14 protein-coding genes are annotated in these 22383 nt (G+C 34.7%); 8 read left to right on the plus strand and 6 right to left on the minus strand.

All coding sequences use genetic code 11. The annotated features are described in order from the left end of the window. Nucleotides 1-54 precede the first annotated feature (54 nt). Nucleotides 55-1680 carry an ATP-dependent nuclease gene (locus tag KDK67_RS04625; RefSeq protein ID WP_250867668.1) on the plus strand — a complete coding sequence of 542 codons (1626 nt, stop codon included), beginning with the start codon at nt 55-57 and terminating at the stop codon, nt 1678-1680. Next, complete coding sequence (locus KDK67_RS04630) at nt 1673-2818, plus strand: UvrD-helicase domain-containing protein (protein WP_250867669.1); 1146 nt, start codon at nt 1673-1675, stop codon at nt 2816-2818. Before KDK67_RS04625 ends, KDK67_RS04630 begins: the two co-directional genes overlap by 8 nt. 314 nt (nt 2819-3132) lie before the next feature. On the opposite strand, the gene KDK67_RS04635 is transcribed toward KDK67_RS04630, so the two are convergent. From KDK67_RS04635 to KDK67_RS04655, 5 genes are all read right to left on the minus strand, one after another. Beyond that, entirely contained in the window at nt 3133-4569 is a 1437-nt protein-coding gene (locus tag KDK67_RS04635) for an IS1634 family transposase (protein WP_250867694.1), read from the minus strand. Between the two features lie 177 nt (nt 4570-4746). Then, the gene (locus KDK67_RS04640; protein WP_250867670.1) at nt 4747-4974 is read right to left on the minus strand and encodes a hypothetical protein; all 228 of its coding nucleotides are present in this window, start codon (nt 4972-4974) and stop codon (nt 4747-4749) included. Nucleotides 4975-5624: 650 nt separating this feature from the next. Beyond that, complete coding sequence (locus KDK67_RS04645; protein ID WP_250867671.1) at nt 5625-6785, minus strand: GIY-YIG nuclease family protein; 1161 nt, start codon at nt 6783-6785, stop codon at nt 5625-5627. Between the two features lies 1 nt (nt 6786). Continuing rightward, complete coding sequence (locus tag KDK67_RS04650; protein WP_250867672.1) at nt 6787-8712, minus strand: DEAD/DEAH box helicase; 1926 nt, start codon at nt 8710-8712, stop codon at nt 6787-6789. Nucleotides 8713-8745: 33 nt separating this feature from the next. Next, nucleotides 8746-11367 carry a class I SAM-dependent DNA methyltransferase gene (locus tag KDK67_RS04655; protein ID WP_250867673.1) on the minus strand — a complete coding sequence of 874 codons (2622 nt, stop codon included), beginning with the start codon at nt 11365-11367 and terminating at the stop codon, nt 8746-8748. A 1805-nt stretch (nt 11368-13172) separates the two neighbouring features. Here KDK67_RS04655 and KDK67_RS04660 point away from each other — a divergent pair. The 6 genes from KDK67_RS04660 (at nt 13173) to KDK67_RS04685 (ending at nt 21043) form a co-directional block, all read left to right on the plus strand. Then, nucleotides 13173-14375 carry a Cdc6/Cdc18 family protein gene (locus tag KDK67_RS04660; RefSeq protein ID WP_250867674.1) on the plus strand — a complete coding sequence of 401 codons (1203 nt, stop codon included), beginning with the start codon at nt 13173-13175 and terminating at the stop codon, nt 14373-14375. Between the two features lie 626 nt (nt 14376-15001). Continuing rightward, entirely contained in the window at nt 15002-17737 is a 2736-nt protein-coding gene (locus KDK67_RS04665) for an ATP-dependent helicase (protein WP_250867675.1), read from the plus strand. A gap of 14 nt (nt 17738-17751) precedes the next feature. After that, nucleotides 17752-18378, plus strand: a complete 627-nt coding sequence (locus KDK67_RS04670; protein WP_250867676.1) for a hypothetical protein — start codon at nt 17752-17754, stop codon at nt 18376-18378. A 564-nt stretch (nt 18379-18942) separates the two neighbouring features. Further along, nucleotides 18943-19434, plus strand: coding sequence for a hypothetical protein (locus KDK67_RS04675; protein WP_250867677.1), 492 nt, complete (start codon nt 18943-18945; stop codon nt 19432-19434). A gap of 91 nt (nt 19435-19525) precedes the next feature. Continuing rightward, complete coding sequence (locus KDK67_RS04680) at nt 19526-20056, plus strand: site-specific integrase (protein WP_250867678.1); 531 nt, start codon at nt 19526-19528, stop codon at nt 20054-20056. A 312-nt stretch (nt 20057-20368) separates the two neighbouring features. Further along, a complete protein-coding gene (locus KDK67_RS04685) occupies nt 20369-21043 on the plus strand; it encodes a recombinase family protein (protein ID WP_250867679.1) in 675 nt (224 codons plus the stop codon). An 892-nt stretch (nt 21044-21935) separates the two neighbouring features. On the opposite strand, the gene KDK67_RS04690 is transcribed toward KDK67_RS04685, so the two are convergent. Next, nucleotides 21936-22358 (minus strand): hypothetical protein, encoded by a 423-nt coding sequence (locus tag KDK67_RS04690; protein WP_250867680.1) that lies wholly within the window; start codon nt 22356-22358, stop codon nt 21936-21938. Nucleotides 22359-22383: the final 25 nt, after the last annotated feature.

Raw genomic sequence — 22383 nt, forward strand, 5'->3', positions numbered from 1 at the left:
AAAACAGTATAAACAAATGTACATTACAGTTAGCTAAAATGGCGATGAAAAATAATGATTAAAAAAATAAAAATTGAAAATTTCAAATGTTTTAAAGGTGAATTTCAACTCGAATTAAATGAAGGATTGAATATAATAGTTGGAAACAATGAGGCTGGTAAATCCACAATTATTGAAGCCATTCATTTAGCATTAACTGGAATATTAAATGGAAAATATCTAAAAAATACACTCACCCAGTACTTATTTAATAATGAGATAATAGATGAATATATAGCTAATTTGAATAATAATGGAAAAAGTGATCCACCTCATATACTAATTGAACTATATTTTGATAATGAGAGCATTCCAACATTTATGGGAAGTAGCAATAGTAGTAGAGATATGAATGGGTGTGGACTCGCATTAAAAATAGAGTTTGATGAAGAATACAAGGAAGAATATGAAATCCTTGTTAAAAGTGATACCATCAAAACACTTCCTATTGAATATTATTCTATTAAGTGGTCAACGTTTGCTAGAAAAGACATAACGACTAAGAGTATACCTGTAAAATCAGCATTGATTGATTCATCTTCATGTGGTTCTCAAAACGGATCTGACATTTACCTATCACGAATTGTTCGACAATATTTAGATGCAGAAGAAATTGTGCAGATATCTCAGGCTCATAGAAATATGAAAGAATACTTCATGGATGATCCTACTATCCAAAAAATAAATGAAAAGATAAAAGATAATATCAACATATCAGAAAAAACAGTAGAATTGTCTGTTGAACATTCATCTAAAAACTCTTGGGAAAATAGTTTGATGGCACATTTGGATGATGTTCCATTTCACTATGTCGGCAAAGGAGAACAATGTATTATAAAGACAAAGCTAGCACTCCTCAATAAAAAAACAAAAGATGCCCCAGTTATTCTTTTAGAAGAACCCGAAAATCATCTTACACACACAAAACTAAATCAATTGATTAATGATATTAAGAACGATTGCCAAGAAAAACAAATTATTATTTCTACACATAGTAGCTTCGTTGCCAACAAATTAGGTTTAGATCATCTTATTCTTTTAAACAACCAGAATCAAATAAAACTGAATGATCTAGAAAAATCTACAAAACAGTTTTTTGAAAAAATATCTGGTTATGACACTCTAAGAATGATATTGTGTAAAAAAGCAATATTAGTAGAGGGAGATTCTGATGAATTAGTCGTTCAAAAAGCATATATGGATGCTAAAGAGGGCAAATTACCTATTGAAGATGAAATTGATGTTATTTCAGTCCGCAGCTTGGCTTTCAAACGGTTTTTGGAGATTGCGAAAATAATTAATCAACCCGTAGCGGTCATAACGGATAACGACGGTGATTACGAAACAAAAATCACAAACAAATACAAAAAATATGAGAGTATAGGGTGCATTTCAATTTTCGCAGATGAACGAAATGCATTAAGAACGCTTGAACCTCAATTTGTTGAAGCCAACAATACCGATTTATCTGCATTATGCACAACAATTGGAATCAACAACATAGATTATGATACAGAAGAAAAAATCACCGAATACATGAGCAAGAACAAGACGAAATGGGCACTTTGCGTCTTTGAAAGTAACAATAAACTAAATTATCCTAAATACATAATGGATGCTGTGAAGTGGTGTAATGAGTGAAAACAAACTGATTATTGCCGCTGCAGGTTCTGGAAAAACGACTGAGATAATTAAAGAAGCACTAAAACAGCGCGATGGTAATATTCTTATAACTACATATACGCAAGCAAATGAAGAAGCCATTCGCAGAAAAATTATTGAGATGGAAAAATGCATTCCAAAAAATATCACTGTTCAAACATGGTTTTCATTTTTAATTCAGGATGGCATTAAACCGTATCAAGATTGTCTATTCGTACATAAAATAAACGGAATGGTATTAGTTAATGAGGCATCAGGATATCGTTTTACAAACAAGAATGGTCAAAAAATCTGTTATCCAGAGTCAAATTTTAACAAATACTATTTTACGGATGATTTTTGCATCTACTCTGATAAAATAGCTAAACTTGTATTCAAACTTAATGAACAAAGCGAAAGTGCCGTAATAAATCGCTTAAGTAAAATTTATTCTCATATATTTGTAGATGAAGTCCAAGATTTAGCAGGATACGATTTGGAATTTATAAAATTATTATTTAGTAGCCCCACAAATGTGATTTTAGTTGGAGACCCGCGTCAAGTAACATACCTTACTCATAATGAACAGACACACAAACAATATTCATATGGCAGAATTAAAAATTTCATACTCGATAAATGTGAAAATGAGAAATGTGAAATTGATGAGATATCATTAAATATTTCACATCGAAATAATGGGCTTATATGTGATTTTTCATCAAGACTTTATCCAAATTACAATGAATGTAATTCAGACCAACTCACAGAAACAGGTCATGATGGTATTTTTTTAGTAAGAATGTGTGAACTTGATCAATATTTAGATACTTACAGACCTCTTCAACTTAGGTATAGTATCACAGAAAAAAGAGTAAGAAAAGACTATTCAGTCATGAATTTTGGTGAATCAAAGGGTTCTGAGTGTGATAGAGCAATTATTTACCCAACTATTGGTATGTTAAAATGGGTATTTAATAACAATACAAATTTAGCAGACAAAACGAAAGCTCAATTTTATGTCGCACTAACAAGAGCAAAATACAGTGTAGCTATTGTATGTCCTGATAAAGTTAGCAAATCTGTTGAGGGGACACAACTTTATACAACTTTAAAATCACTATTCTCTTTTTTCTAATTGATGGAGATTTTATCGATGAAAGTTTTATTAAACTTTTAGGTTGATTATAAAATAAATAGGAACTGTTATAAGAAGGTATAATAACTATAGACTATGATTTTCGAGTATCTTCCTCAAATCAGCTTTTTAATATTAAGTTAACTTTTACACTTATATCAATTTCAATTGCATTCATTTTTAAAAAATATGTACTAACCCAAGTTTGACAGTTTTTACCTTTTTCTAAAGAGAATGTCTTCTCTTTTGTTCAATTTTTTACTTTTTTTGTCAGGATATCCTATTTGACAGTTTCAACAAATTCACTCAAATCGTCATGAAATACCCCATTTTGACCTCAAAACTAACCTATTTATCGCATCAAAATTGGCATAAATGTACTTTTTTGATTTTCTCTGCCATGAATCCACGGTAACTGTCAAATTCGAAATGGATTTTTTGATGAATTTTGTTGACGTATGTTTCAACTCTGCAAATTCATATCGCATCAGCGATATGAACATCTGTGCAATAAACCCAATGATAATCGCACCATAAATGCTATCATCCGTCCACACTCTCAACGGTTTGATCTCTATCTCATTCTTCAGAGAATGAAATATCTTCTCAATGGAATCTTTTTTTCGATACGTTAGAAGTGCCTGTTTTAATGTCAAATTCTTGCTTGATTTTAGGCAGAAAAATCCCTCTCTTCCAGTGATGAGCTTGTCTTCAAGAAGTTTAATCGCTTCATCTTCACTGAGTTCGATCAGTTTCGTCTGAAATGAATAGCTTACATCAATCAGTACATTATTGATCCTGAAACGTTTTGGGATCTTCTTTTTCCTGTCAATGATCTCTTGCAACTCTTTAGCCTCATGAATTTGTCTCAGAACTTTTCTCCCCTTTGACTCAAGTTGTTCCTTTTGAAGCTTCTCTGAGAAGTAAAAATAATTCACACTATTGGGTTTAGTGATCTTAATTCCATAGATTCCATTCTCTGGATTAATTATCTCTGGACAATATTCATAAAAATCTGCGATGATTTTATCATCGCTCTTATTGAGCTTTTTTGCAGTTATATATTGCATTTCATCTGCTCTGATCAAAGCAGTATTCTCTATACTATTTGCACCTTTATCAAATACAACAAGAGAACCTTTTCTAAGTCTCCTATTAACCTGATGATACGTCTTCTTAAAATGAGTCTGATCATTCAGGTTACCTTTCTCCACAGTAATCCCAAAAGGAAGGTTGATGGGATCAGCGAGTTCGCTGATCCCTATGGTGATTTGTTTCTTATCTGGCCTATGATCACGGCTGTAACCATATTTTCCAAGTGGAGCTTTATCTCCATGAAGAACGACACTGGTCCAATCCATATTGATATTAGTATGTTCGAAATCATACCTCTTGAACAAGTTATCCTGGATATCTGAAATAATCTCATCTCGATTTGCACCAATTATTCCAAGTACTCGATAGAGAGTTCTTTCGCTGAATTCATCAAGGTCAAAAAGATCAAGAACTTCATCACGATTTATCCATTCATATGCTTTTTTGATGCTAAAATTATCTGTGAGCTTATAGCTCACAAGAGCTTTCAATAGACTGTTGATGTTAATCCCGTTCTTTTTGTGTTTGCCAAAAACAGTGGAAAGATCAAGGATATCATAGAATTTTTCAACGGCCAGAATGGTTCCAATCGGAAAGGATATATTGGTGTTAGGAACTATTTCGTATGTTCTTAGTTTGTTTTGTTTTGTCACGATTCAAATCAGCTAAGGACACTTATATTTATTTTGATTGTCAAACTTGGGTACTAAATAAAAAAAGATATAAATAATTTCAGCTTATTTTACATGTCCAACCACTTTTCTCATAGCAGGAGTATCAACTGTAAAGTGATAATTTTTTGAGAGCAATTGTGTTCAAATTCAACTTTTCACTTACTCGGATCTTTTTTTAATTTCTTGAAAAGTATTCCTACAAACTCCAAGTATCTCGGCTTCTTTCTGTGGCATTTCAAGAATGTTCCTCTTAATCTCTTCCACATCAACAAACTCCTGAGCTTTCTTCACATCTAATTCCTGTTCATCAATATTGTTTGCTTCTTTTCCAATATATACATATAAAAGAATCAGCATGAACCCTTTCAAGAACTCAAACATCACCATCAAACTTTAGATTCAAGATGTTCCATATAATGCATTATTATCCTGCTTAATGGCTTGAAATAATGAGATAATTCCTTGATATCTCCAGTTTCATAGTTAATGAATAGCTCATGAGCAACTTCTATGTATTATTAAAAAATGTTAGATATATCTAGAGATTGTCCATTGCCCAGGTATGGCATCAAATTCAGAAATATCGGCGAATTATGTCAAATACAAAACGACTACATCAAATAGAGTCTCTTTCAGATATGTTCAGATGAGATAAATAAGATGAAATGAAAACGAAAAGTTTGTTCTATTTACATAGGATAAAAGTACATCTGATATAGTTCAGCTGAACATTAAATCAGATTAGATCATCTGATTTCAAGAAGATATCATGTCTCATAATGAATTTTATTTCATTTTCATGTGATGCAGGTTAGTATTCCCTGGATTCATTAACACATTATTTAATTCCATATGTTTGAAAAAGGTAAGCAATCTATAGATATCGCTTCTTTTTGTATGCGTGGTATCATTTATCCTGGTTTATCAGTACATATTTCCTCATTAGTAAAGCATTTATATCGAATCCTTTTGTCCAGACATGACTTTAAATCAAGAACAATAAAAAGTAAGTTGATTTTGAGTTATTAAATTCAAAATCATTTTGCTACAATCATTTCCCTTTCTGAATCATAACGATAATCGATAATATCACCTGAGATGATGAATTCAATAGTTTCTTCTATCACATCTAAAGGTGCTATAAACCATTCTCGTGGTGAGTGACGTATCTTATTTTTATCAAATATATCAAAATTCAAGCAAACTTTTCCAAAAAATGTATGAGTCAATTGCTCGAGTTTTTGTGAGTTTAGGTTATAACATTTGAATTCTGATACAATTTTGACGGGAGCCATCAAATATGTTGGTTCTTGTTCCGCATTTTTTATTCTTTCTTCAACTGATATATTTGAGTATCCAATCTTGTAAAGATTTGAGATATTTTGAATTTTTGGGTTACTGCTCAATGACTTTAAGATGTAGATGGAACCTGTTTCTTTGTCCTCTTCAGTAATGGCATTTGAACCACCAAATAACCCATCTTCATTTTCTGAAACCCTTCTGCCGTTTTTATAAAGTTCCGCTGATAAGGAACGAAGGAGCATGTCGGATTCAGTTCCATTCTCAAATATGCATCTTAAACGAGCATTTATTTTGCCTTTTTCACTGATTTTCTCCCCAACGTAATCAACATAAAGCAGAACTCCTTTTAGCACAAAGAAATGTCCTTGTTTAATATCCTGTTCATTTTTGAATGGATATAATCTGCGTTTTTTGTTTGACAGTTCAGATTGACATTTTATAAAAAGAGGTTCAAAATCCTCAAAGTCTGTGCACTTCCTCCTACTTGCAACATAATCAGGCATATTTGTCTCTTTAGGAACATGCTTAAAATCAAACAAGCCTTCTGAATCTCCTCCAAGGAGGTTTAGTTCATCAGCTCTAAAAATATCATCAATGGAGTTAATTTCTATCCTTTCATCTTTGAGTAAGCCATACTTATCAAGTGATTGACAAGCCATGTTATTTTCCTCATCTTCTCTGAAAGCTTTCAAACGGCAGTAAAGTATGTGTTCAGATATATCCTCCCTATTTGGCTGGGGTTCTCTTTTATGCTTTTCAAAGAACTCATTGATCTCTTGAAAGGATGTAATTAAACGCTCATCACTGCTCGAAGCTGAAGATCTTTTAGGTTTCACATCAAGCAAACCCAAAGAGTCAGAGTCAAATATTCCCTGCAAAGCTTCATTCTTATCCATTTTAAGCACCCTGATTTCTCTTTTGCTTTCTCAGATAGATAAGGCATTCAGCTAATCTTCTTTCCAATGGATTATTTGATCCAAGACTTGGTTCTTTGCTATAGGTTTTTACAAACTCCTGAATTTTAGGCCATAGAATTATTGCTTCCTCAGTATCCATATTGATCCTGGTTGCATCAATTGATTCTTGGATAATTTTTAGAACTTGTGTAGTAACTGATTTAGAGAGGAACTCGAAAGCTTTTTGGAACGGATTCACCTGATCAATAAGATCGATATGTAAATCATCAATATTCACAAAAGTGTCGGCCATTCTGATAAAACGTTTGTCTCCAGATTCTTTGATCTCTTCAGGATTAACGACCAAAGCAATTACTACATGCTGACGGACCTCTTCAACTTCATTATCAGATAGATCAGGATATCTTATTCTGATAATCCTTGGTATTAGAACTTTGTTAATGACCTCTGGGTCCACACTGCCAGGCATGGCTTTAAGCATGATGTCATCTTGAAGTATATTTGCTGTCAAATCATTAATGTCTGATTCTAGTATCTCTTTGACCCTTTTGGAACTTGGTTTTTTGTAACCTATTATTTTGATTACACCTGATTCTTCTTCTTCTTCATCCGAAAGTTTAGTCTTAAACTTCCAATTTGGAGCCAGGACCTGTTCCATCAACAAGGAAGCTGTAATAGCTTTGAGCATATTGTTTACTGAGATCTTCACCTGATTATCGTTTGCATCTGGTTGAGCTATCAGATTCGTGAACTGAGCATGTGTTTTGTTACTGCTGTCTCTGGTAGCACGACCAATTATCTGAATAATCTCTGTCAATGAACCCCTATAACCAACGGTCAAAGCATGCTCACAATAAGGCCAGTCAAATCCTTCCTTTGCCATACCAAGCGCTATGATCAAATCCATATCATCCATTGATTTAATATTTCGTAGGTAATTGACAATCTTATCTCGTTCTTTTGGAGTATCTTCTACTAAATCAGCAACTTTCAGGATTTTGTCATCAGATTTTCGTTTGACGTAGATTACTCCAGTATCAGCATCTTGATCGATCACAGTACCAATTTCATCTAAAATGAAATCGACTTCATTGTGTTTGTCTTTAGTAGATTCCCCACAGTTGACGCTTGGAATATGCAAAATAGTCTTTTTATCAGTATCCAATACTTCTAAAATAGCAGATGTGTATTTACCTTGATAAAAATGATAGCCTATTCCAAGTGATTTCAAGTAAGTGTATCCATTTAGCTGTTCATAATAATTGTATGTGACTTTTGTAAATTTAGCTTCATCTTCTGGCTTTAGAACAGGAGCACGATCTCCCCTGAAATAAGATCCTGTCATGGCAATTATGTGAGCTGACGACTTAAGCATTATATCGCGTAGTAGTTCTCCCAAACGGCTGTTTACGTCAGCTGAAACATGGTGGAATTCATCAATAGCAAGCAAAACATTATTGAACTTGGATTCATCCAACTCATCACAGGCAAAACGGAGGGTGGCATGTGTACAAATGAGAATCCGCTCATCATTGTCCAGAAAATTGTGAAATGCTTCTACTTTGCTTTTGTTTCCTTCACTTCCAGGTGTGCAAAGATTGTACAAGTCATTAGGTTCCCAATTAGCAAAGAAACCATGTGATTTTAAATCTGTTTTCTCAAACGAGCTCCCAATAGAACGTTCAGGAACAGCTACAATAACTTTTTTGACTCCTTGATTATCCAATTTATCCAAAGCTAAAAACATCAAAGCACGAGATTTTCCCGATGCAGGTGGAGCTTTCAACAATAAATATTGTGCATCCCTTGATTCATAAGCACGGGCTTGCATATCACGCATACCCAGGAGGTTATTTTTGGTACTTTCGCCTGTTTTCCTATATGTTACATGTACTATATCCGTCATATTTTGTCCTCAATTTCAACATATTCTATTCATTTATACAGAAGTCATTTTTCCATAGAGCTTAAACATGTATTCCAAACGCTCCTCATCACTTTCAAAAGGCTTGCTTCGATAGCAACGCTCAACCGCCAAATCGTTTAATCGGTGTGCTTCACGTAAGCCTTCAGGCATTTTATCAGGATCGTAGAGCTGTGCCAAGGTTTTTGGAGAATTTTTTTCTCGCTCTTCTATAATTCGAAGTGTAGATTTAGTTATTTTCTCTTTACATTGTTCAGAGATAATGAAGGGAAAATTATTATAACAAAGAGCAGAAGAATATCTATAATCTGACTTCAAACGACCAGAAACGGTTTTGACCCATAACATATGCATTTTTGAAGAAACTACTCCAAATATCCAATAATCAGTACTATAAATTACACTAGAAGAATTGGATACAACTGTATTAGCATTTACATGCCCAAACGGAATATATTCCCTCCTTTCCGAAGAAGTTAAAGGAACTATAATCGCTTGAGTTTCTTTATATGTTATTTGCCTGAATCTATTAGGATAAATCGAATAATCAACAGTTGATTGAGCTTTACTTTTTTTACGAAAAACAGCAACTGCTTTTAATCTTTCATATATTGGAGGTATGGTTTGAGCACTTTCTAGCTGATCATCTGTAATCCAAAGGCACCAACGTTCATTGCCGTTTAGAAAATCAGCTCCACTACTAAATTTCTTAATATATTGTAATGAAATTGGGTAATTTGTTGATATTTCATCAACTTCTTTTTTATCTAATATTAAATTGCCACCATCTGTTGGCTTATTGCCATAAAGCATTTCAGGGATTTTACTGATGGGTTTGTTTCGTCTGGGCAAAGTAATGTTAGAACCCACTGTTAAGTATGGATTAATATTTGGAACTTCTTGCATTAAGCCATCTACAAAAATATACTTTGGATTCTTTGAAACTTTTCTAACACCCACAATGATAACTATGACAGCTGCTTTCTTTTTTGCACTATTTGTCCACTTGAAAGACTTATAAGCAAAATCTATTTCTAAATTTTGATGAAAAACATAGGGCCACAATAAGTTAACTTGTTCTCCTTGACATATTGAATTTGTAGAAACAAAGGCAAACTTTGAATTTGACTCATTAACAAAGTCTGCACCCATTTTAAACCAACATGCAATATAATCAAGATTCTTGTAATTTTTAAAGCCTTTAAAAACAGTTGCTAAATCTGCCTTTTGACTTTGATCTTGCATACTTGAACCTAGATAAGGCGGATTCCCCAAAACATATATCTCGTCGTCTTTCCTTTTAGGACAAACAGTTTCCCAATCAACCCTACAAGCATTTCCTTGTACAATATGACCTGCTTCTTTTAGTGGCAGAGTTGGATTAGTACATCCGAATTCTTTAAAAAAATCTACGTTCATCTGATGTTCCGCCAGCCAGAGGGATAGTTGTGCAATCTCATGAGCAAAATCATCGAGTTCAATGCCGTAAAATTGCCCTAAAGAAATACCTGAAATTGGTAAAGAACTACCTTGTTCTTTGAATATTTCCATTTCTAGTCTACGTAGTTCCTTATATGCAATAATCAAGAAATTACCGCTACCACATGCAGGATCAAAAATTTTTATAGAATATAGGCGTTTTAGCAACTCGTTGCGTTTTTTTTGGTTACCTTTAGCCTTCTCAAAATCCTCTTTCAAACCATTAAGAAAAAGTGGTTCAATTACTTTCATGATATTAGGCACAGAAGTGTAATGCATGCCTAAACCACCACGTTGTTCAGGAGATATCACTGCCTGCATCATGGACCCAAAAATATCAGGATTGATGACAGACCAATCCAGTTTTCCACTATCGATAATAGCATTATATGATCGCCTGGTAAATTTTGGGATCTGCATTCTTTGTCTGAACAAGCCACCATTTACGTAAGGGAAAACATTAAGGTATGCAGGCAAGTCCTGGCGGTCTTTCTTGGAAGTATTAAGAACAACAAACAGCTTGTCCAAATAAGCATCCAGGTCACTTCCATCACCCTGAGTATGTGAAGCAACAACATTAGTAAATTGGCCTTCCTCAAAAATGTTAGTATCTTCAGCAAAATAACAGAAAAGCAAACGACAGAGGAATACATTTAATCCATGGATAAACTCTGGTGAATCGTCTGGGTTGTCCTTTTTGATTTCATCAAAGAGCTTTGCCATTTTCTCGGCTGCTTTAACATCAGCAGGGTTTTCGTTTTGATGTTGGGTCTTTTCCATGCCAGCCCAGGGTAAAAAGAAATCATAGTGCTTGGGGAGATCTTTCAGCTCAATGTCCAGTTTATCCTGTGTTTTGGTATCAATTGCTAAAAGTGTCTTATAATCGGTAACAATTACAAACCTTTGGTCATGTTTAATGTTATCGATTAATGAAGAAATGGCAAGATGTAGGTCTTGATCGAAGATCTCTTTGAAAAATAGCTTCTTTTTCCAGGATTTTTCCCCATCTACTTTTGAAAGGTTCAGATTTCCTTTCTTTAATCGTGTAATTGATGATTTAGGTAATCCATAAGATAAGAGCAGATCATAAATAAAGGTCTCTTCTGAGAAAGAGAAAATTAGCTCTTGCAGGTTATTTTCAATTTGTGAAATATTCATTAATCTATTCCCCTGAATTACGGACATGCCATGATGTAATCGTAATAATCCCTCTCATTATATTTATATTTTGATATCACAAATTAATGAAGTTCCCATATACATTACTAGACCAAGGTAGAATGACCACATTTTCCACTGCAAACAATATCTTCGTGGGACGACATACATTGCCCCATAGTGAACAGTACGCGTGGGGAAAAGCCCCACTTATTATTAATCCAAGTATATTTTTGCAGACGATTTAAGGCCAGCATGAGTATGCCTGCATACAGGTACCTCACACATAAACATCTATAAAGTGTAGAGTTATGCAGTAATTTTATTCATTAATTATCAAATAAAATCTCACCTCAAATGATGTGGCTAATACTGTGGCAGCAAGTGAGTCTCATACAGTCAATAACAAAAGACAGACGACATCTATAGATGATATATATCCCAATCCATGTTGGTGATGTTTGATTTATATTAAGAATTGCGATTAAATACGGCATATGAATTTTATAGTAGATGTCGACCGCATCAATCAGTCAACCAACTTATCATTCGTATATATCATCACCTGAAGTTTTTTCTGATCAATTATTTGTGAAAATCTCTATTCAATTGATGATCTCGTTCGATTTCATCCTGTTCACTTGGAATTAATTCAAACTATAGACGATGCTTGTTTTTATTCGACAGACTTCGTATATTTGATAATATGTATGACTTCAATCCATCTATATTGTTGAAATCATACCAATTGGTTTTCGAAATATCAAAATGTAAAACTAACGGGAAGTCAACTTTCCGTATCAATGACAGTATTTTTTACGTAAATGAACACACACAGTAACAACACACATAGCTTTCGAAAAAAGGTACCCTGAAAAATAATCGTATCATTATCTCCCATCATATTAGGATTTAGATAATTAAAAATGAATAAACTATATATACTATTAATTGTATAACTCTACAACATAGCTTTAGCTCATAATCTCATCAGCTTTTTCTCAAGCTCTACGACGACCCCCTAATCAAAGATTTGTTTTTCCCATAAGAATACGAAACAATCTATAGGAAATTTAACATAAAAAAAAGAAGAATGGAGTTGTCTTAATAATATATGAATGAGATCGATCCTGTTGATTCACTCATTAAATCTTGTATATAATCAGTTTATTAGACCATATATGTGGCATTCATTGTCAATTGATTTAATGAATTGTAAGAAAGAATCATTTGCATCCTATCTTTATAATAGACCTTGCAGTGCTTTATTTGGAGTAGATGTGTAATTGTATGCATAACTTTAATCATACAATACAAGTTGGCTTGTAACTACTAGCATCTGACCAATAATCTGCTATGATTTTACATATTTCCAGGTATGCGACTTCGAATTTTTTATTGTATGAGTGGGTTTTAATTTGGTGGGTACCTTTTTTTGAAAGCTGTGTGTGTTGTTACTGGGGGTGTCAGCTTACGTAAAAAAGAAGGGTACTAATGTCGAAATCCGTTTTTACGTTAATTTTAATTGTCGATTTTTAGAACAAAGAAAGGTAATGCAAACCAATTATCCTGGATATCAGCAGAATTGTAAATGAAAAATCATCCACAAATATCTCCGATAATACAGAAAATATATAGGTTACGTATCCCTCGACAACATGGATGTATTCCATTGATGGCAAATATATGAATCATGGTTACTAAAAATGAACATTGGCATAATTTATATTATATACAGTTAGTTTTATATAATGTGGAAATAAATAGATTGCTAATATACCATCACTGACTGGAGATATTTAGAAATGAATATATTTGAAAACATTAGTAACTCCATTTTTCGCGATATACGTTGTCTTGAAAATGATTACATTCCATCGAAATTAATTGGACGTGATTATGAAATTGGTGAAATTGCCGATGCATGCAAACCAATATTCATCAACGGAAAACCACGTAACTTATTCTTATTCGGAAAACCTGGGACTGGGAAAAGCGTCACAAGCGCATATGTCATTAATCAGTTAAAGGAAAGTATTAAAAAACAAAAACTCGATATCGAAGTGGTACATTTTCGTGTTTCGTGTAAAGATAAACCAACAAGTACCGCAGTATTACGCGAATTAATCAAACAGGCTAAACCTGGCACACGGTTACCAGGTCGTGGTCTTGGTTTTGATGATTATCTCGAATATTTTTCAGACATATTTTCTAATGATTCTCATCGATTGATTATCGTTGTGCTAGACGAAATTGACTGTTTGAAAGACGATAAGATTCTGTACATTCTTTCAAGAGCAGACGAGATGTGTTTGTTACCAAAAAACACGAAGTTTAGTATTATAGGAATATCAAATAATTTCGATTCCAAAAAATCGATTGGTACAAATGTTGTATCTTCTCTTTATATGAAAGATATTTTGTTTAATCCATACAAGGAGGAACAACTGTTTAGTATACTAAATGATCGCCTAGATGCATTTTGTGATGATGTTGTTGATGAGGAGGTGATCTCTTTGTGTAGTCGATTATCTGCTGAAAAACATGGTAATGCTAGAGAAACTATCCAATTATTGAAAGAAGTTGGACATTTAGCTGAAAATAATGGTGATTCGAAAGTAAAACTAAATGATGTCCATATAGTAACTGAAACGGCAAATGTAGCCTATCTGGGTGACGTAATTATGAATCTACCTGAGCTAGAAAAAAGAGTGTTTCTAGCAGTTGTGCAACTATCCAATCATACCCGTTGCAAGACTCAAATCAAAACGGATACCGTTGTTTCAAAACAAGATGAACTATCTCGTAAATTTAAAATGAAGCCATTATCCAGACAAGACGTATCACAGATGCTGAATGGTCTTGCATTAAGTCAATTAATATCCATACAAAAGGGCAATGATGGTAGAAAAAACACAAGTATTATCAAACTAGATGAAGAAGTCAAAAAACAAAGCTTAGTGATTGAAAATGTCTTAGAGAAATCAATATATGAATCCCACATATAAATGTAAACGTGAGATGATTAAAATGAATGTATGAACGCATTGATGCAAGATCAGTAGTAAAGTCAAAACTGTGAATTATCGGTCAAATCGATTTTTCGGACAAAACGATAAAGAAATCGATAATTCATAAGATATAGTGATGTAAAATACAACCGTTTTTTGTTTGGGTACCTTTTTTCGAAAGCTGTGTGTGTTGTTACTGGGGGTGTCGGTTTACCTAAAAAAAGTAGCTAAGCATATCGAAAGAGGTTTTTACGTTAATTTTAGTTTCTGGAAAATCGATTTTTGTAAAACATCTTTGATGTTATTTTTGAGTATACATATGTAATCTATTCAGTAATTATCTATTCCATACATCATAATGTAGAACATCACAACAAATGTGGTGAACTACAATCTTAGGAGCGATAAATGAAATAAGAGTGACATTGGATGTACGGCTTGCATGATCTGTTCATCCAGTGTCACGGCAATTCCTTAATTGAAACCACTCTGGAAATGAAGCCTTTTTTACAAAGTTAAACTGGCATCCTGTGTATGATTTCAACTTTATATAATGCGAATAGAATTTAATTTCACATGGATTTTCCGTATATATTTATGTCACGCGCATTAAATAATTTAGTATGTCAGAAGACAACATACTACCAAATATGAGAATACTCGACGAGCCATATCCACTTTCAAAATCGCAATGTGATGCAGTGCTATCAGATGCTGATCGACTCCAGATCATTGCTGGTCCTGGAGCAGGGAAGACAGAAGTAATCGTGAGGAGGGTATTACATATCCTTCAATCCAAAGAGGTGGATCCTGAATCGATTGTTGTGATCACGTTTACTGAAAAGGCTGTGAAAAAGCTCAAATCTCTTATATATAAGCGAGCAGAGTATTTTGATGATGGCAGTCTTCTGGATAAGGTAAACCGATTGAAGATACATACTATTGACTCATACTGCAAGAATCTTATCCAAAGTAATGGAGGATTTGGTAATTTCGACGTCATATCTCCTGAAATGGAAAACGGATTGCTGGTCCGATACTGTTTCAATCTTGGTCTTCGAACTCTGGGGTCAGACCCATCAAAGTTCAAAATGATCACGATCAAATACTTTCTGGATACCATCGATCTTATCGAGAACGAGATGATGGATATTGATTATTTGAAAATAACTGATCCGTCATTCATGAATGTCATGGACAATTATTATCGTTTCCTTGAGAAACACCGATTGATGTCATTCAAAATGATGACAAGGGCTGCAATAGAATATCTTGAAAGGGAGGATTCCGTCAAGCCACATATAAAATATATTTTTATAGACGAATTCCAAGACATCAATAAAAGCCAAGAGAGGCTTATTCGTCTGCTCTCTAGAGGTGCTCAGTTAACCGCCGTACATGACCCTTGGCAAGTACTTTTTTGCTGGAGAGGTTCAAATCCGAGCTTCAGCAAAAATTTCGCGAAAACATATCAGTCAGCTGTCACAATCAAATTAGATGAGAACTACCGCTCCAGGCAAGCCATTGTTCATTTCATAAACGATGTCAAGGGAACTAGCATCTTTTCATCTGGTAGGCCAGTTGATCTTTGCCTCACACCGACCAGGGAAGGGAACAATAATATCTATTCAAATGAGTTCCCTACAGAAAATGCTGAAGCGAGATGGCTCGTTGACAGCATTGAAAAATACGTGACTGATGGTGGATTTTACAAAGATGTTGCAGTCCTATTTAGGACCATGAAATATTCAGAACCGTTTATCTCCGAGATCCGAAAGCGTAACATTCCATACCATATAGCAGGTCGTCAGGGATTATTCATCCGAACTGAGGTAAATGCTGTTGCAAAGCTCATGGCATGGCTATCTCCAAAAGGTTTCTTTCGTGAAAAGAAGTACGAAGACAGTATAAACCAGGATGAATTAGTTGAATCAGCTCTCAGTGACTGGCAAACACAATTTCCAGAATCAAATCTGGACTTGAAGGTCAGGTCTCACCTTGAGGACTGGAAACAGAAAGCTGTATCAGGTGAGTATGATAGTTTCAAGTCGGTATATGAAGCGTTGCTCAACATACTGAACTTCAAACATCTTGATGAAAATGAAATGGAACAAAGGTTGATCATCATTAACCTTGGTCAGTTCTCCACCCTCCTGAACGATGTTGAATATACTATCAGATTGAGAGGTTTTAAGAGGAATTGGGAACGGGATTTCAAGACACTCTGTCTTTACTTAGACCATGCAAAATCCTCCATTTTTGGCAATGGCTCTGACGAGTTACCAGATGAGGATTCGATTACGATTTCCACTATCCATCAAGGCAAGGGTTTAGATTGGAATGTTGTTTATGTCCCAGCTTTGGTTGATGGACATTATCCTTCAAGTATGGTTGGTAGGTCGAAAAAGTACCTGATTGACACCGATTACATTGATGTCGAGAGATATGCAGGAACAGTCCTGGATGAAGCATATCTGTATTATGTGGCAATCAGCAGGGCAAAGAATACACTTGTGCTGAGTCATCATAAGACCAATTACGTAAAGGAGACGGAAATCAGCCCCTTCTTAAATGAATGTCTACAGTTTAATATCATAAGGTTAAATGGAATGTCTTCATTCCCTGACTTCCAGATCGATCCGAACAGTCATTCTGAAAATGAGATGATGTCTTACGGTCTATCAGAGCTCATACTTTACAACAAGTGTCCGCATCTATACTGGCTTCGTGAGAAATGTGGTTTTTCATCACAATTTTCCCCTATGCTCGGTTTCGGGAAGGCTCTCCACTACAGTCTCCAGATTATCGCATCAACTTCTGGTGTTGATCCAGATATGATCGTAGACGATATAGTTGAAAGTTGCTTTTATCTCCCGTTCGCACCAAACGTGTCAATTGCGAAGAAGAAGGCCAAGAAGATGCTACATCAATACATCAGTGAAAATCCAGACGATATGGCTAACATATCTGATACGGAAGTCCCGATAACGCTTTCTTTCGAAAATTATCTTGTAGAGGGGAAAGTGGATGCTGTGCTTGATGATGATGGGTCAAAGGAAGTACGTGAGTACAAAACATCTGATACTGTGATGTCAATAGATGACATTTCACTTCAGGTCCAAGCATATGCAATGGAACTCAATAAGAGGGAAAATACCATTCGTAAGGGCAGTGTTGCTTTTCTTGATAAAGGGAAAGTTGATGATGTGGATATTGGCAGGGAAAGTCTTGATAACGCGAGACAGAAACTCGATAAATGTGTCAATGGAATTCAAAGGGCATCTTACCCAGCCAAACCAACGGAGTTCTGTGATAATTGCGATATGAGGTTTATCTGTAAATATACCAAAATAAAGTAATTATTTAAAATGAAATGAATGACAGTTCCAAACATCGTAGTAACAAAAATAAAAAGGTTACTACGATGAATACTGGAACAATCAATGAACATACAAAAAATATACTGATGTCATCTGACATCCCCGATGAAATGGCATCAATACTCGCTATTCTTTTAAGCGGAAAAGGTAAAACTGCAATGGAATTGAAGCAGATGACATATTTAGGAAACAATGCATTTTATGATGTATTGTCAGACCTTCGAACATTAGGTTATGTAAACGACTTTCATATCCTCATTGGTGAGAGAGGTCATCCGACAAAGGTCTACTTCCTGAGTTCAACAAAGGATGTTTTCCTCAAACATCTTTGCAAACAAGTTTCGAATTCCCGTTATCTGGAAAACGATGATCAAATGTTTGAACTTCTATTTTATTTACTGTCCAAACAAGAGAATAAGGTCAATAAAAGATTGGCTATTGATGATTTGTCAATGAACAATAAGCATGTTCGAAGGATTCTGAATAAAATGAAAGAAAGGGGCTGGGTCGAGGAGGTGATGCCATTTACGTATCAAATAAGCAATGAATCTTTCTTACGGTTGAACGTTTCGATTGATGAATTAAATGAATATTACCGAACGGAAACTGAAAGGAGATAGGAGATCTTACGGGATCTCTGATCCTTTTAATGGTTGAGATGCTTGCATGGGAACACACTTTCAATGAATCTCTGACAATCATAATTTCCATGTATGGGGACATTTGTTCATATGAAGGTGTGAGTCTACTATATTAGAGTAGTCATGTCCTTTTATAAAACAATTAGTTGAAAGAACAGGAATCAATATTTGGATTATCTCAATCATTTTCTATATTTCAGGTTCCGTATATTAATTTTGGGCTTGGCAGAAATAAGTTGAACATCTGGTCCACACTCAATCATATGCGGATGCAAATATCTCTTGATGATACGCGCACCTCGATAAAATAGGATTTCCTGAATAATTATGATAGTAATTTTACTGCAACTATTGAATAATTTGTAGATTCCATCTCGAATTTATACCATTTTGTTTAAAACATGGGTTAAAATTGCAGTTCACCGCATGTATATCAATTGTATTTAATTTTTGTTATACAAATGCAAGCATTTATTACCTTTGAATTATTTCCTTATAAATGTAATTATATATTAAAAAAATAAAAGTATTGGAAAATAAAATATGTACTGTAATAAAAATACACCAATCGATCTCGAGAAGAGAATTGCAACTGCTGAGAACGCAAAGACCACAGAATTGAATGCCCTAATTGAGAATGTTCCTATGCCAGCTGGAATGTGGGAACCTGCAACTAAGATTACAACGATAACAGCCGAAACTATACTTGGCCGAACCATTGCCGTTTTCATTATAATGGGACTCGCTGACTACACGTTACCTTACTCAATTAAAGGAAATTGTGCAAATCGGGTAATGGAACGCGGTCTACACTTGGGTGTTGTGACTCCAAAAGACTTCTGCATAGGATGTGGAAAATTCACCCCTAGCTTTGGTATGGACTATGAAATCGTTGAGGATGTATTGTGTGACGATCCGATAGCACTTGAGATTGCAGATGAATATATCAAATATTTGTTAATGAGTGGTGAATTTGCAGACCATGTCAATCACTTGAAAGAGGAGGAAGTTTTTCGTAACAGATATGAGAACTAGTGCAAGGGTATGTGACCACCCATAGTGGTTCCATCCTTTTTCCATCCCATATGTGATAATCACAAAAAATAAAATTACTGGAAAATAAAATATGCAATTCAATGAAAATAAATCAACAGTTTCTGACTATGAAGCTCTAGCTAATGAAAAAATCAGTGAATACCTGTCCTTTGCAAATGAATTCGAAAGAAAAATGGAAAACTTTTCACTGTTTCCAGAAGAAGCATTTAGTTCATATGCAGATGTATTTCCTATATTAGAAGCTGCTAACCAGACTGGTAAAACATTCATCACAATTTTAGCAGATTCTGGTGCCAGAATAAGTGAACTTGAAACACTTTGTATCAAAGATGTTCAATTTGATGGGGAGCTTGCAAAAATCAATGTTGTTGGAAGTATGAAACCGAAATGGATAAACTTGACTTATAGTAGCCTTATATTAAAAGGCTTGTTGCTGATGCATCATCCACTTCATTCGGGTCCAAGTTCGCCTTTATGGATTAACCTGGAAACAGATAGATATGGTGAGACCTTAAGCTCTGAAGACCTTCGAAACATTGTTGCTGATGCAGGTGAAAAGGCAGCGTGGGGCCAAGAGATTATCCCTTATCTTCTGAGCTAATAAAGAATCATGGCTTTTAACAAACATTTAGATGCCTTCAATCTGTGTACCATTTTGGGTAGATTCAGATGTATCTTTGATTATACCAGATTCTGGAATACTTTGATGGTGTCCGAAAGTGCAGATGAATCATCTGCACATACCTTCTTATTTTTACAATCGGATTTTCTTCAAAGAGAATTTTTAGAGGGTTTGAAAGTACTATTATATTTGTCCCACATGAACGCAGACCTTATCCAAATTAACCCCCACGAACTCACACAATTAGCATTACATCAGAATAAACGCATTTAACTGAATGGGGAGATTATTATGAACAACTCTGTAGGATATGCAAGAACTTCAACCAAGGGCAAAAAAGGCGAACGTGAACAGAATATCGATACACAGATATTCAAGCTCAAGGAGCTCGGGCTACCAACCGAGCACATATTTTTTGATGAAGGTATCAGTGGATCCGTACCCGCTAAGGACAGGAATGGATTCCAGGAACTGATGAAATTTGCACGTGTCAATGAAATTGACAAACTGTACACATTCGAGATATCAAGACTCGGAAGGACATTCTATGATACATTGATATTATACATGGAACTTGAGCAGGCTGGAATCCATGTCATATCATTGTCACCAAATGAAGCATGGACAAAAACTGACGATCCAAATGTTCGAAAGCTCTATGTATCGCTGTTCTCATGGGTTGCCGAGAATGAAAAACGTGCACTTAGTGAAAGAATCAAATTGGGTATCGAACGCCATAAAAAAGAGCATGGGTCATGGGGCAAAAATAGAAGAGAAATAAACAGACGCTCTGTAGCACAATATCGTTCACGTGGGATGTCCTGGGAAGAAATTGCAAGGAAAATAGATGTCCCAACAAGTACACTACGTGACCATAGGCACAGGTGGGAGAAGGATGATCAACTGAAGCGTATAAAAGATGCTGGACATTCGGCGGTTGAGTGTTTCAATGATGGACGTGAATGAGTCTTTTAGGAATAGAGTCTGACGGTTGATCAAGAAATCCTACACGAGTGATTCTAAAGGATATGGGTAACTTCAATTTTGATGTAACAAGAATGAGTTATTATGGCATGAATATTGTAGATTGCATAGATATATAGGTACCAATGTTAAAGTTTACTCCACACGCAAAAATATATTGTAATGAAATCCCCTCGAAAAATGAAAAATATCGAAAAACGCGGTTTACTCCTTTTTCGCGGTGGTTAGTATATATCTAAAATATGAGGGTTAACCGTGGTGGTTTACAGGTGTAAACCGCGTGGTAATTTTTCGGGTATTTGAGAGTTTAATTGAATTAAACATGGTGAACTTTTCATTTGATATAAATGTCCTGAATATTCAGCCTATATATTTCACCTGAACTTTTCAATTGAGTTATATCATCTGAACTTTTGAGTCATGTAGTTCAAACGTAAGAAAAAGGAAGAAGTAATATTTAGTAGGACAAGCGAGAAAAATCTATAGAAGTGTCTCGTTTGGATAAGGAATCACAAAATAGGTTCTCGTTCGTATATGTTTAGAGTTCGTCCTGTTAGTTCAGATGAAAGTTTGTTCTGAATTATAAGGTAATGATTACATTTTACCATCTAGAGCAGTTTCGTTCAAATTGTCTGCATTCATCTTCTGTCCAATTAGGATGAATATATTTTGAGTTCAGAGAAGGGATGGGAATATACCTCTGTGGAATTATTTTTGCACCCCATTCTATCACCGTCTTTCTTCGAGATTCGACTTCATTAAAAGAGTCGTTAAAATTATAAAGCATGAAAACTCCAATTTTATTCCGCTTATAATCAACCAGCTAATATTAGGTACTCTAATATTTGTCATACTACACCAACCGTGAAAGAAATCACATGGTTTCCTCACAAGTGATGCCAAAATCTCCGCTTTCATTATATATCTCAAAAACGACCGTGTTTACACGATGAGGGACTGTACTATGATTGACCGAAATATTTTCAGATTCAAAGTAAAAATCCCACTCATTCGATGGTTTATTTCTACGTGGGTTTGAGGTTAATGGTACTATTTTTGGCTTTTCTATACGAATTACTTGATCAGCATCAAGTTGATAAAGTTCCCCCATGTACAAATCATCATTTGAATCAATTATCTTAAGTGTTGCATTATGTGGATATTCATCATAATTTCTGATTATACAAAGTGGGGATATGCTATCGGTTGTGTCCGCGATATAATAATACAGATGGGGGAACAGGAAGTATGTCAATACCAATATGAGAATTATACCCAATCCTTTTATGTATCTCATTTGTTATCTCCCTTATATTCACAAG

The organism is Methanococcoides seepicolus, assembly GCF_023684405.1.
Taxonomy (GTDB): Archaea; Halobacteriota; Methanosarcinia; order Methanosarcinales; family Methanosarcinaceae; genus Methanococcoides; species Methanococcoides seepicolus.